The sequence below is a fragment of the Pseudomonas sp. P108 genome (assembly GCF_032613195.1).
In the GTDB taxonomy this organism is placed as follows: domain Bacteria; phylum Pseudomonadota; class Gammaproteobacteria; order Pseudomonadales; family Pseudomonadaceae; genus Aquipseudomonas.
In genome coordinates this window covers 241,583-254,774 of the sequence record NZ_CP126692.1, presented here as the reverse complement: position 1 = coordinate 254,774, position 13,192 = coordinate 241,583, and the positions used below count along the sequence as shown (strand labels likewise).

At 53.4% G+C, this 13,192-nt stretch carries 13 protein-coding genes; 1 reads left to right on the top strand and 12 read right to left on the bottom strand.

Annotated features, from left to right (window positions below):
• Position 1: 1 nt before the first annotated feature.
• Genes QOM10_RS30995 through QOM10_RS30980 form a run of 4 tightly spaced genes read right to left on the bottom strand, consistent with a single transcriptional unit; the run spans position 2 to position 3,990 of the window.
• Positions 2-469: a hypothetical protein gene (locus QOM10_RS30995; protein ID WP_057451462.1), complete on the bottom strand. Its 468-nt coding sequence runs from the start codon at positions 467-469 to the stop codon at positions 2-4.
• Entirely contained in the window at positions 466-1,410 is a 945-nt protein-coding gene (locus tag QOM10_RS30990) for a hypothetical protein (RefSeq protein ID WP_057451463.1), read from the bottom strand. The genes QOM10_RS30995 and QOM10_RS30990 overlap by 4 nt, the downstream gene beginning before the upstream one ends.
• Entirely contained in the window at positions 1,410-3,065 is a 1,656-nt protein-coding gene (locus QOM10_RS30985; RefSeq protein ID WP_316918443.1) for a pilus assembly protein, read from the bottom strand. The genes QOM10_RS30990 and QOM10_RS30985 overlap by 1 nt, the downstream gene beginning before the upstream one ends.
• Positions 3,066-3,075: 10 nt before the next feature.
• Positions 3,076-3,990 carry a hypothetical protein gene (locus QOM10_RS30980; protein WP_057451539.1) on the bottom strand — a complete coding sequence of 305 codons (915 nt, stop codon included), beginning with the start codon at positions 3,988-3,990 and terminating at the stop codon, positions 3,076-3,078.
• Between the two features lie 130 nt (positions 3,991-4,120).
• On the opposite strand from QOM10_RS30980, the gene QOM10_RS30975 reads away from it, so the two are divergent.
• The gene (locus QOM10_RS30975; protein WP_057451465.1) at positions 4,121-5,641 is read left to right on the top strand and encodes a hypothetical protein; all 1,521 of its coding nucleotides are present in this window, start codon (positions 4,121-4,123) and stop codon (positions 5,639-5,641) included.
• Positions 5,642-5,651: 10 nt separating this feature from the next.
• Here QOM10_RS30975 and QOM10_RS30970 read toward each other — a convergent pair whose 3' ends face one another.
• The 8 genes from QOM10_RS30970 to QOM10_RS30935 all read right to left on the bottom strand — a co-directional run bounded on the left by QOM10_RS30970 (position 5,652) and on the right by QOM10_RS30935 (position 13,143).
• Positions 5,652-6,128 carry a hypothetical protein gene (locus QOM10_RS30970; protein WP_057451466.1) on the bottom strand — a complete coding sequence of 159 codons (477 nt, stop codon included), beginning with the start codon at positions 6,126-6,128 and terminating at the stop codon, positions 5,652-5,654.
• A 3-nt stretch (positions 6,129-6,131) separates the two neighbouring features.
• Positions 6,132-7,484 carry a hypothetical protein gene (locus QOM10_RS30965; RefSeq protein ID WP_234821229.1) on the bottom strand — a complete coding sequence of 451 codons (1,353 nt, stop codon included), beginning with the start codon at positions 7,482-7,484 and terminating at the stop codon, positions 6,132-6,134.
• Between the two features lie 5 nt (positions 7,485-7,489).
• Positions 7,490-8,176 (bottom strand): hypothetical protein, encoded by a 687-nt coding sequence (locus QOM10_RS30960; RefSeq protein ID WP_101166100.1) that lies wholly within the window; start codon positions 8,174-8,176, stop codon positions 7,490-7,492.
• A 57-nt stretch (positions 8,177-8,233) separates the two neighbouring features.
• Positions 8,234-9,112, bottom strand: coding sequence for a hypothetical protein (locus tag QOM10_RS30955; protein ID WP_316918442.1), 879 nt, complete (start codon positions 9,110-9,112; stop codon positions 8,234-8,236).
• Positions 9,102-9,902 carry a hypothetical protein gene (locus QOM10_RS30950; protein ID WP_316918441.1) on the bottom strand — a complete coding sequence of 267 codons (801 nt, stop codon included), beginning with the start codon at positions 9,900-9,902 and terminating at the stop codon, positions 9,102-9,104. Before QOM10_RS30950 ends, QOM10_RS30955 begins: the two co-directional genes overlap by 11 nt.
• Positions 9,903-10,479: 577 nt before the next feature.
• Entirely contained in the window at positions 10,480-11,058 is a 579-nt protein-coding gene (locus QOM10_RS30945; RefSeq protein WP_057451471.1) for a hypothetical protein, read from the bottom strand.
• Positions 11,059-11,147: 89 nt separating this feature from the next.
• Positions 11,148-11,837, bottom strand: a complete 690-nt coding sequence (locus QOM10_RS30940) for a hypothetical protein (RefSeq protein ID WP_057451472.1) — start codon at positions 11,835-11,837, stop codon at positions 11,148-11,150.
• Between the two features lie 76 nt (positions 11,838-11,913).
• Entirely contained in the window at positions 11,914-13,143 is a 1,230-nt protein-coding gene (locus tag QOM10_RS30935; RefSeq protein ID WP_101166107.1) for a DUF3150 domain-containing protein, read from the bottom strand.
• Positions 13,144-13,192 lie beyond the last annotated feature (49 nt).

Genomic DNA, 13,192 nt, shown 5'->3' with positions numbered 1-13,192 from the left:
ATCAAATTCCCACGACTGCCAGATACAACTTGAACTCCCCGTCAGCCATGCTGTAGTCGAGCAGGTAGACAGGATCGGTTTGCTGAATTTTTTTGATTACGGCCAGAACCGTTTTAGGCTTGCCCACGACGAAGCCACCCCAATGCTTCAATGGGCCTTGGTAAGCGCTGACACTTCCGTTCTGCATGCTCCCGTCATCTGGTACGAGTTCGAGGCCGTATAGCTCAAGGCCAGCAGAAACCTCACGCCATGACTCCTTAAGCGGCGGCAACACCGGGGCTGCCACATAGTCCGAAATCAGAGACTGGGATTCCTGGATATCGTGATCGAGGCGATTGAAATCCCGTGGCAACTCACGCGCTGCTTCCAGTTTCAAAGTACCGAAAACACAAAGGGCCAATGTCCCGAGCGTTGCGAATATCATCCCGCTGCTCATGCCGTTCAACAGGCCGAAAGCTGGCTTTTTCATTGAGTTACCCCCACGTCAGCATCGTTTTCGGACGGTGCTTCAATAGTCAGCCTGTAAGAGAGGTCGGGCTGTAACGTCGAGGCCACGCCTTTCATGGCGGTAGCTGGATCGACCTGTGCCTTCTTTGGGGTGATCAGGATGTGCGTGCCAGCAAAGCCAATCTTCACATCGTCATTAACTGCCGGCGTCGTCGCGTTTGGGTACAACTCGAACAGATGGAAAAGTTGGCCAAGCATCACCGCATCATCTGGGCGCTTGATCAAGCGTTCCGCAGCCAAGGCTCGGACGCGACCGTCCAGCTCGTCGATCAAACTTCTCTTGGTGCTGTAGTCGGCCATGCGGCTTTTGTAAATCGTCTGCAACCCGTAGTTGGTTGCTGCTGCGCCAACGGCAATCAATGCGCACATGCTGCCGACAACTAACCAGCGGCGCTTGTTTTCAGCCCTGAGTTTCTGGCTTAGCTCAAGGCGCGTGTACGCCGGCTGCCGGGGCAGCTTGAGCAGATCAAGGTCAACGTCGATGAAACTCGCTTTCTCAACATCGATATCGTAGTTATCGACAATGAACCCACCTGCGTACTCACCCGAGGAAACGATGCCCTCTGGGGAGTCGATATCGCCCTCCAACAACAGGTACAACCCCTGCGACTCACGAGGGGTCGATAAGGGGAACGCAACCAATGGGGAACCAAAGCGGATGGCATTGTTGTGGAACATCAACTGCCACAACCCGTACACCTTCATGCCTGGGTAGTCTTCGCGCAGGCGGGCAAGGTCGTTTTCGGAGACGTAGATAGCTGGTCGTCCATCGGCCCCTTTCGGCTCGACCATCGAAAACGTTTCAGAGGCCTTGTCAGTCTGCATGGCCCCGAGAACGTCTCGAACGACGACCACTTCCTCGCCGCCGATTTGCATCGGCTTTCCGAGGCTGAAATTGGTCATCAGCGAGTACCCTCCACCACTGTAGGAGTCACTACCAGAACCAACTCACGACGCTCAAGCTGATTGTTGATGTTCTGGAACAGCGGGTTTACGAGGATCTTGGAAACAGGGTTTTGCCATGGCAGGCGCTCCAGCGCCTTTTCAAGACGCTCGGTGATCAGACCGCCCAGGTGAACAGACTCCCCACTGTTACAGATGAGTTGGGTCGAAAATTCTTTGAGCGCGATGCGCGGAGTTTCAAACGAGTAATCGCCAATCGCGATGGTGTCATAACGATTGAGATTGGAAATAACCGGCGTCACATCAACGAGCAGGCGTTCGTCTTCCAGTACCCGGACGGTGACGGCCAGCGTTACACCTACCTTCAACCGTGCAAGTTTCGGTGTAACCGTGGTGTTGCCGTTCTCGTCTTGGCTTTGCTCAACGTCAGAAATGTAAGTCAACTCTTCGCCCGCATAAATCTGGGCGGGGACACCGTTTCGTACTGTGAGATTGGGTTGATCTTGCAGCTCTACGCGACCGAAGGTTTCGAGGAAGCTGAGCAAGGCTGTTCCCTTCCCACGATCACCTTCGAAGGAACCTGTGATGTTCCAAAACCCGTTGCCCGACAGCACCTGGGAAGTATTGCTGAGGCCGACGTTGAACAGGTTCCCGGAAATGCTACCGATCTTGAGAGCGTCCCAGTTGATGCCCTTCTGCTTACCGTTATTCAGTACAACGTCGTATGCCTGAACCTGTACGTTGACGATTTTGGTTGCATCGGCAACCGCCTTTTTCAGGTAGCGGTCGAGAATGCGCATCTGTGCAGGCTTGCCACCTGCTGTCACCACGCCGACGGAGCGAATGCCTTCAATGAAGGCCTGGCGACCGTCGTTCAATGGCTGGGCAATCTGCTCTACAGATGGGCCGAAGTTCAAACCGACCATGGTGCTGCCGTCAGGCATGCGGGTCGCGCCGCTGGGCATGCCGCCAGCGCCAACGGAGGTGCTGTCAGCAGCGCCACCTTGGTTGCGCCCCTTTGTCGCCTCATCAGGCTTCGGGGCTCCGATGATGCGCCGGGCGCCATCCATGATGGTCTTCCACTCGTCTTCGCTCAGGTTCACCGCGATAGAGGAACCAGTAGTCTGGTTTTCTTCCGTCTGAGTGTCGTCACCTGCCTTAGCACCCCGTGATTGCTTGGAAGTGACGATGCTGTCGATATTGCGTGTGGTGGCGAAGGCCGCAAGGTTCCACTGCTTGGTCTCGAAGTCCGAGACATAGACGCGTTTACCGTCGATTTCGATGTTGAGGTCACGGGTTCCTTCGACATACTCGATGAAGTCCTTGAGGGCCATGCCCTGAGAAGCAACATCGATAGGTTCATTCAGGCTAACACCGCCACGCGGGATGATCGCGTAACCGGGCAGCGTCTCCTGGAGAACCGAGCGCAATGATTTGTTTTGCGCCGTGAGGAAGACCGGACGCTGTTTAGCGAGGTCTTCAGTCTTGATTTCGCGCACGAAAGTAGTACCTCGTGCAGCCTGCATTTTCGACTCGCGGTCTGGAGACAAGTCCGAGTATTGGTTTTCAGGATCGATTTCGAACTGGTTTGCACAGCCCGAGAGTGCGCCAGCGAATGCGAGAGCCAAGCTCAGACGTGATTTCTTGAACGGCATAAAAAGTCCCTTACTTGGCTCGGTCGGTGATCAGAAGCATGGGAGCCGGATTGCCGTTGGCATCGGTCAAATCCCAGAAATAGGCGAATCGAACCCGCGCATCGCGCACCGAACCTGTCAGCTTGCGCAACGCCAAGTCACGTGGGTCTGTGGAGATAAATTGATAGCGGCGTTCAGCAAGCTCTGGTCTTGCGCTGAATTCGACCTGTACCCGCCAGCCTTGCGGCATCATCCCGCGAGCGATTTCTTCCATGGTCGCTGACTGGTACTCAGCCTTGACCGGCTCATTGAGAACTACAGTCGGATCAAGGCGTTCCAGCTGGACTCGTTTCTTGGCAGCGCCTTCGATGGCCACAGCGCTGTTCTCGGCCATCATCAGAATCTGCTGGCTTTCCTGTTTGATCTTGGCGACCTGGGACGCGCCATCTACCTTGAGCTGAGACGCTTCGGCCATCGCGCTGTCATTCAACGCCATCGCCCGGTTCACGCGCAGCTCTTGTTCTTTCACCTGCGCGAGTTGAGCCTGAATAGAGGCACGCTGGGTTTCCAATACACGGACGCGCTCGTCAGCCTTGGCAACGACCTCTGCGTGAGCCTGCTGCACAACTCGCTCTGCATCAGCGCGGGCTGCATCAAGGCTGATGCGGTTCCGCTCCAACTCAGCAAGCGTTTCTTTGTACCGGCGCTCGGTGGCTGTCTCTTCAACCGAGATAACCGGTGCGTCCAAGGAAAGGTCGATGACAGCTGCGGGGGCCGGCTCTGTCTTCTGGAACTTCACAGCACCGGTAACGCTCTGAGCTTTACCAGCCTCATATACGCGGTCGAATACGGAAAGCCCTCCGGGGCTGGCCATCGCCGCATCGCTGTATGCGTGTGCGTTGGCTACAGTGAGGGCGACGGCAAGGCCGATCAGACTTTTCTTCACAACTACCTCGAACGAATTTCTGGGGTGTATATCTCCTAGTGCGAACGGAGAGCCCCCAAATCGGCAGGTAGTTGAGTGGAATCTTAAAAAAAAAATCACCACCATGGGCCACCAGCTTCTAGGAGGCCACATGGCTAAAAAACCCACCGTAAAGCAAAACACCGGAGTATTCGCCGTTACGTTTTGCTGTGCCGCACTCATCCTCGGCTACGCCTACTATCTTGTGCAGGCGAATCAGCACCTTGATGTGCAGGCATTGGCTCTCGCGCCAAACTGGTATCAATTCAAGCCGGACTGGGTTCGCCAGATCATTTCTGAGGGCGGTTACATAGGCACTCTTGTCGCGCTCCTACTGCTCATGCTCCAAGGCGTGTTGTACTGCGGTGCAGCCTTTGTCGCCGGTTACCTTGCACTTAGGCATTACCTACATAAGCCGACTGCGGCTCTTATCGATCCTTCTCCAACCGCAGTTCAGCCGAAAGGGGTCTACACGGCTGAGATCCCAGGCTCGGAACTGACGGTTATCCTCCCGAAATACAGAGGCAGCAATGGGGAAATCCAGGGCGGGCAGATTGATAGAAACCCCTACCAACAGAATTTCTACAGGATTGATCAGGCCGACATTCAGACGAAGGATGGCGTTCAGCCTACTGCCTACCAGCTGCTTTACATGGCCATTTTCGGCATGCTCAAAAAACACCCTGACGTTCCAGCAAGTATCGGGGGACACCACGCTGACGCACCTCTATTCGAGCATTCGGTAGCCGTGGCAAAGAAGGTGAAAGCTTATTTCTCGGAGCGTGGAAAGATTGAGCCGCTTGCGCAGATAGCAGGGCTGGGGCACGACCTGGACAAACTCTTGGCCTACAAGCAAAGCGGGGATGTCTGGGTTAAGAACGTCAATGCAACACATCACAACAAGTTCGCGGCGCACATTGTTTCGACACAGCCTGAGTTTCGGCTCCTGCCAGAGGACGATCAGCGAACGTTAGTGCTCGCCCTGCGCTATTACCACGACCCTGACAATCTTCCGATTGGCGCGAGTAATCGCACAGAGACACTGATCCAGGCGCTCCGAATGAGCGATGGATTTGTCATCAAAGAGGAAAAAGCTGCCGGAGTCGAGAAACTGAGTGATGAACAGCTTGAGTCGATAGAGCAAGCATTGATCAACACGATTAATGAGCTGAACATCAATAGCTATCTCAACAAAAACGGACATGCAGGTGGCTGGACAACGCCTGCACTTGAATATTTCATCACGCCAATGTCTACCGTGCTGGAGCTGATGGGCAAACACCTCCCCGTGGAAATGAACAGAAAGCTCCAGCTCGATCATGAAACCAGAACGTTTAAGCACCCAGCAGCTAAGCTTGTGAGCGAACGCTTCAACAAGCTTGGCCTGCTGATGACAGGTTATAAAACCTTTTCATCCGACCTCGGCCTCTACGACTGCCGCATTGGCACAACAAGATTTACAGCCGTACTGATGCTGAAAAAACAGATGCTCGAAAAGCTGATCCCTGGGCTTCAAGAAAAATGGGGCACGGCGGCGTATCGGATCAGGATCACTAAAGCAACGGAAGACAACACAGTCCAGGGTGAATCAGACATAGATGACGAAGCGGCGGAGAAAGAAAAGGAGGCCTAGGCCTCCTTTTTTAATCCTTGAGAATTCTGAGGGCGCTTTCTGTACGCACAGTCCGCCGCGCTCGATCAACATCGCCCAGATCGTTCCAACAATTGTAAGCCTTCTCGTAGACTGCGTTACGCTCAGCCAGCCGGCAGAGCATCACATCCCTCTCATACCCGCTCAGATAGCGCTTGGAAAAGCTTTCAAGAGAAGCGTCACGCCCCGTTTCCCAAAGCATGAGCGCTACAGTATCAATAGCCATCTGCTCTGCATCCGAACCTACGCCCATTGACCTGAACAACAACTCTCCATCCGGGCTTCGGTAGAGGTAGCGGCTAAGCAACTGTTCAGCTTGTTCGAACTTTCCAGTTTTTACTGCTTGTGCGGCAACCTCGATCTGCGCCTCGCGCTGCTCTCGTGTTGGCGGCAAAGGGACGCCGGGTGGCTGCGTAGTACAACCCACTATGCCAAGAGAAATGGCCAGAACAACCCAGCTGAGCCTCATCGATCAATCCTCTTTGAAGTGTCGGACAGCGACGTATTTTTTGCCGGCGCTGTAGAGGCAATTCTCACGGCCTTCGAGCAGCTTGAGTTGGTTGGGCTTGAGGCCGAACATTCGTTGCATTTCCTTACTGCTCGATTCCGGGGTTTTGAGCAGGAAATAGAACGAGAAGTTACGCAACTGATCCTGAGTAACCTGATCAGGCTGCTGTACCCCCATCCACACGCCGATACCAAAGCCGCGCCCCTCAGTAGCGATACGGTTAACCGGGCTAAGCGGTTGTTTGCTGATAGCTTTTGCGTGCTTGCCTTCGTCGCATACTAGGAGGTGACTTGCACTTTTCGGGTCGATGTTTCCGGACGTTTTTGCCTGGAGGACACCCATCGCAAATGTACGGCTTGCGATAATATCCATCATTATCTGCTGGTGAGCAGATGAGATTTGAGTCATGTCATAGACATTGATCTTGTTGCGCTGGAGTGTCGAAGCTTCGCCAGTGAACAAGCGGCTTTCAACCATTTGGCTGATTGTGTCACGCAGCGAATAGATCGAGTCTTTCGACCAATGCTGCCATTCTTCACCAGTACCATTCTTGTTGAGGCTTTCATAGGAAAGCTGCCCTTTTACTATCCCCGCAATAAAGTGGGAAGCAGCATCAGCATGTTCCTGGCATAGCAAAGATATAGAGTCTTCGTCGTCTTCTTCGTCTCGGGCCTTGCGAATTGCAGAGAGAGCCTTGCGCTTTGCGCGCCCGATTTCAGCCATGATTGAACCGACAGAACCAGAATCAAGGCCGCTCGCGATGCACTGATAGATGAGCGTCAGCTTTTCATGCACATCCGCGAATGTGGGAGCCTTATTAGTCCAGGTGGCTTCGTCCTCATGCAGGATTCCAAAATCCGCGTAGACGGCTTTTAACACCTCACCGAGGTAGCCCAGCTGCTTGCCGCCAAGCTTGGGGTTGAACTTGTTCACCAACTCTTTGGCGTTCTCGATAGTCATAACCACGCCACCACCCTCTTGGCTGCGCGGCACTTGCAACGGATTAAGAGAGGAACCACCGTCGAAGTAGGAGAACGTAATGATGTTGAAATCGGATTCGCTGACGAGCTGGCTCAGCCCTTGGTCTAAGAAATTCTGAGGCTTAAAATCTCCCTTCACATCCAGAATATGGAAGGTAGATCCACGAACAAAAACTCGGGCGATCATGTTGCGCAGAGTCCAAGTCTTCCCAGACCCGGAAATCCCCATGAACAAACCGTTGAAGTTGTTCAGTTCGGGGTAGCACCAATCAACGCTTTCACCTTGTGGGCAATAGCCGATTAAAATCTTTTCATCAAAGGGAACAAACGCGGTCATTTAGCCTACCTTGAAAGCGGAGGGTGATGAATCTTGAGTGCCATCACGCCCTCGTAAAACGTCAGCGCCTCCGTAATTTCGGAGGGCCAGGAATCTTTGGAGACACGGCGGTATGCTGACTGGCATTCAGAGCAGCACAACTCTTCTGTCTTTAGCTTCATTAGCGTTGATGCGGTGTTCGCCACTACCACGAATGCACTGAGGTCATCGCAATCACACTCACAAGCGATTCCGCCTTTTTGAAGCTTTATTGGACGATCATCGAAATTGCCCTTCACTTTCGCGGCTGGGTCAGCATCTGGGTTGATATCCAGCACAAGCTCCACCCACTCATCGCCATGCCCTTTTTCGGATGCAACGCCACGTTCAGCCCACCGCAGCTCCAGCAGGACATGGGCGATTTCGTGTGGGATTACTTCAGAGAAGAAAGTCGAAAAGTCTTGCCAGATGAACAAGCCTTGAAGACGAATCTCGACCGTTCCATGAAGCTCTCCATTAATCTGGAGCAATGAAACCTTGCACGACGAATGATCTGCCATGCCATAGTCGAATCGCACGTCAACCCAGACCTGTGTGCTCGGGAAACCCCTGAGTCGCAGAATGCGGTCAATCTCACGCACAATCTCTGCCTCGCGACTCGATTGTGCGTTGTGCTGCTTAACGGAGTGAACAACAATTTTTCTGATATCCATATCTGCTAGTGCGCCCTTGAAGGGCACTGATTCGAGCGTGGCTACGCAAAATCTTCGCTAAGGCAGATAAGCATCCCATCCGGTGAAGTTCCCGGCATTTGCCTCGTTGATCAATTCTTGGAGCAGTGCCGAGTCTTCAAGCTGCTGGATACGCTGTAGTGCGTCCAGTCGCATGCCCGGCCATTTCTGGTTTCCTATGGCCCAAATTGCACGGCGTAGCTTCCCAATATCAGCGCTTGAGGCCCCAGCAGAGCGATGATGGTCGGCTCTCACCTTGAGGTTTTCTGAGGTGGTTACATCGGCGGAAACCACCTGATTTTCCGCGCATGCGCGGGTATTCTTTGATGCAGACGAAAGAAGCTCCTGCACAGCGGCATCACTCAACGATGGGTAAAGCACCCTTGCGTACCCTACGCAGTGAGCGGCGAGAGCTATCAGATCAGTTTTAACCAAATCAATTTCAACTGAGGTCTTCTGCCCCTCACCGCCACCAGCGGCTCGCAGCGTTACGATGCGGCGACCGTCGCGAATCGTCTCAACACCCTCGATTGACTTAACCGCTTGCCCCTTGCGCACGGCTCGATAGGCATAATGTCCTGCGTGACCTATAGCCACCGCGTACAACTCAGCCGCCTCACCAAGATCGAGGTGGAAGGTTATCCGGTTCTCGTCGTTATTCAGCTTGTAGCTACCATTCACTTTGTGGCTGAAACAAAGCAGCAGGCAGTGACTAACACCAATGCACCGCCCTCGCTCACCAACTCTGTTGTAGAGGTGGATCGAGAGCTGCAATGCATTGTTGCTAAACGCCGTGTGACTACTGACGATCATCCCCTTTCGGGGGTCGAGTGGATGAGTGGACTCAAATTCCCAGTTGTCACCAACATGGTGACCAATGAGGTATGTGCGATGAATATTTTCGTAATCAATGAACACGGCCCGACCTTCTGAATCGCATACGATGGAATGCAATCAAGGATAACGATCCAAACAACCAAACGCCGTGAGCGACCGTGGCGAGCAAGTAAAAAAGGTCTCTTATCTTGGTATGGATTCGAATTCCTACCTTGGCATCAACGATAACTCTTACGTCGTCGCCGCTCTGATGAAACAAAACAACCGAAACGCCATCGGCACCTAGGTCGTTGAACACACCAAAACCGTGACCCACCTCAGCTTCGGGCTTATGGTCACGGTAGAAACGGTATAGGCCCTCGACCTGTTGGCTGTATGCCTCCGGGAGCGCGTGTGCCGCAACATCAGCTCCAATCCAGCAGATCAGCTCCGACTCACCGCATGAGCGCCTGAAACGCTCCACAGAGACCGGCACAAGGTAACTATTTCCCCAGGCTGCGTCTTTGGCCCAAGCGGGAAGAACTTGCTGCACCAGAACGTAGTGAAATAGTACGAAGGTTGCGAGAACGCTTGCACTCGAAATACCGACCATTACCCGATCAAGAGTGCGCCAGCTTTTGAACGCCAAGCCTATCAACGAAATCAGAGCTGTGAACGCCATCAGCCCTACCGTTGCGATTTGAGGGTTCTTGCCTCGCGGCAGCAAAATCTCGCCAAGCCAGAAGTGACCGTCAAATGTCACGAAAACGCAGGCGCAGACAAGCGCACCGACAGCCAGTGAGGCTTTCAGTGTTCTGGAGAAAAACAATGTGAATGAGAGGAAAATAGAGAAGAAAATCAGTGTGTGATCAATTTCTGCAAACGGTATCAAGGCGTGGCTCCTGTGGCTTATGTAAGCCTGCCCAGCCCCCTAAAGGGTTGCAACCGAACTCTATGCAGAAACGCGGGGAAGCCGGGCCTTACCCAGCCTGACTTCCCACACGACGTGCCCAGGCGCACGCACAAAAGAGGAATTCAACCTTGGGCTGAAAAGCTCCCTCCGTTGCCGTTTCTATAGTCATCGTAGAACTCATTGTCAGCGAACAGTACATAAACAATGTCGTCGCCAGAGTCACTTTCGCCAGGGGGGCAGCTACCGTAGTAGCCGCATCCATGGTACGTCGTTCTCAGGTTGCTATTCAGTTTCTCGATGATGCCATCAAGTCGATCCATGCCAAAGTCGGATGGATAGAACAGCCGAGGGAGGTCGTAGCGTGCGATGACGCCAACTGCTCCCGCGTGAAAGGACGGAAGAAAGGTCACCCCGAGTGTACGGAGGTAATCTACGTCTAGCTGTACATTCGGTGTCATCGGAGCCTCGCTTACTGTGGGTGTCACCCCAAAGCCCGTTGCTAGAACTGAGCTTTGGGGTGACACCCACAGGCCAAGGCCTAGGGAGTCACCGAACGTTAGAAGAATAGGTTGATCAACGAGCCAACCCAGCCGAAGCCAGTAGTCAGTACGGTGAACAGGACGCTACCCAGGAGCATGTACCAGCCAAGAGCACGGCTCTGACGGCTAGAAACAGATCGATCCTGGTACATCAGGTAGAACTCACGGTCAGCAGTGTTTGCCTTCATGATCTGGAGGTCTACCTCACTATCGTTTAGGACACCCAACTCAGCCCTTGCGTCGTAGTCGAGGCCCAACTCCTTGTAACGGATTTTCAGCTCGCCCGAGCCATGCGCGAAGCGAAGCACAAATTTTCCGTTAGCCGGATTGTAAATTTTCAACAGGTCACCGCGCTTTGCCAGAAAACCTTCGCCTTCCTTCATGCGGTTATTGTTGATCCGGCAGATATGATCGGTGGCGTCTTCCAAGCTCAATGCATGCAGCTTGCAGATGCTTTGACCCGTCACGTTAACCTTTGCAGCGAAATAGCGCTGTACCCGGTGAGGGTCAAGCAGTCGAAGGAAGCGCCAGACAAGGCCGCAAACAGTTACGAGTGCTTTTTCAGCGAAGTTCATTTGCTCGGTATGGGTGTTCATTTCAAGTCTCCAACGGCGCTCGGTCGCCGCGATATTGCACACACGAAGGTGGCATAAACCCTGCCGCCGAGAATGGCAGGGCTTGCTTATCAAGCAGTTGCTTGTTCAGGTACATCAAGGTGGTCAACGGCTTCAACAGTCGATGCCGCTGCTTTCGCAGCAGCACGCTTTTGCTGCATGTGAAGCCGCTTGGTAACACGACGCAGCGACTCACCCTTTCGGGAAGCATCCAGGAAGTCCTGTTGAGTCATTACTGCCGTGAACGCCTTGAGCAGTTCATACGGGTCTTCTTGCTCGCCGGCAATGCGCAGACGATGGCAGAACAACCAGTAGGCCCATTTTGGAAGCCACGACCCAGTGTCGTCATAAGACTCGTCAAGCACCCTTTGGGCGCTTGCTTGCATCATGACGGCAGTGCAGTCATGAAGCATTGAGCCTTTGAGTCCGAACTCACGCTGCCCCATTACAGGCTTTGTGATCCGATAGGCGTAGAACGTACCGTCTTCGACCCATTCCCCATTCTTGATTACTGGGCTCATAAACAACGCCTGCTCCAATCTTTCGATGGTGGCGTTTTCTGTGAACGATTCAGTGCCAAGAGTGGATAGCGTGTCGTCGTCTTCCAGGGTGTCGAGGTGACCCCCGCTGCCCCAGATTTTTCGACGATCCAACTTCAACGTTGCACGAGGCTTCGTTGTCGCTGGTGCTTTGGGTTTGGGTTTGGAGATTTGCTTTGGTTCGGCGAAGTTTTCACCGAAAAGATCAAGTGCAGCTTGCATAGTGATGGCCTCTTTCAGGCGCACCACTCCCCGTAAGGGCGTGGTGTGCCCATACGGGGTTGGAGGGATTAGCTAATCATTCGAACATGGAAGCGCCCAAGAAACTCAGGCCTGCCATGAAAGGCGGTCGATCAGCAGGAACAGCCTCAACTTCGTCCTCGAAAGAGGCCTCAATTTCAGCATCGTTTGGTGCTTGCTCGTCGCTATCAACAACCGTAGTTGCGACAACGGCAGAGCCAGCGGTGGCGCCGAGAGTGTTCCTCGCGGTAGCAAGAGCTTGCTGAGCAATGCTGCTCGAAACCGCGTGTGAACAAGCCGCCATTACTGGTGGCTGTTGACTCACAACAACAAGAGGCTGCTTGTCGCGAAGGCGAGCCAGCAGTTCGTGCTGGTCACCCATGGCTTCAAGGCATGCAATCAAGTTGTAGAACTGCCCAGGCTGCAAGCCCAAGTCCTTCTCCACGCTTTTAGGCATGAAGACCAGCGCGTCGTCGATGACCGAAGCCAACGGGGCAACTTGCTGGTGTACGAAGGCAAGGCCATGGAGTTTTGCAGTGATTTCGCCGATACGAGCTACCGTCCGGTAGTTGATGGTGTAGACGCCATGATGCTGCTTCTTCCCATTCAACACTTTCAGAATATCGTTGCTCTCACGGGTCAGGTACTGCACAAGCCCACCAAACACCCCTTCTCGCAATGCAACCAGACCTTCTCGCTGAGCTTTGAACAGAACAGGGTCAAATTCCGACTTGCTCTCATCCAACTCCAGCTTGATAGGTACTGGCGAATACGCAAAATTCATACGGCTCACGAAATGCTCCCAAGTGGGTTGGCGTTTACGCAGCGCATCAACAAGCGTGTTTACCACTTCCGCAGAAACGCCCTCACGAAAAGCCTCAGCGGCGATCAGTGCGATACGTTCGTTACAGATGGTGGAATAGCGGTGACTATCTGCTTCGATCTGAGTGGCCCAATCTGCCTTGATGGCATTCAGGTCTTCGATCTTCGCGACAGCTTCGGTACGACTGCTTACAACGCCCATTTCTAGGCGAACAGCGGCGCCACGATCCAGAACCGCGTTGGCGCGGTCACGGAGGCGGCTGTAGTTGTTCAGAAACTCTTTCGGGAAAATTTTCTCCTGAATAAGCTTCCGCGATGCACTAGGCAGTTTTTCAACATCAATGCCCAGCTTGGTGAGGTCGAACTGGCGTTCGGCGCTCATGCAGCTAACCATCAAGTTGAAGACTACAACTTGGTCATCATTTACAGCAGTGCGTACTTTTGAAACGTAGTTTGTATTAGTCATGGTATTGCTCTCACCTGCCGCCGCAGGGAAATTTATTTAAACGTCCGAT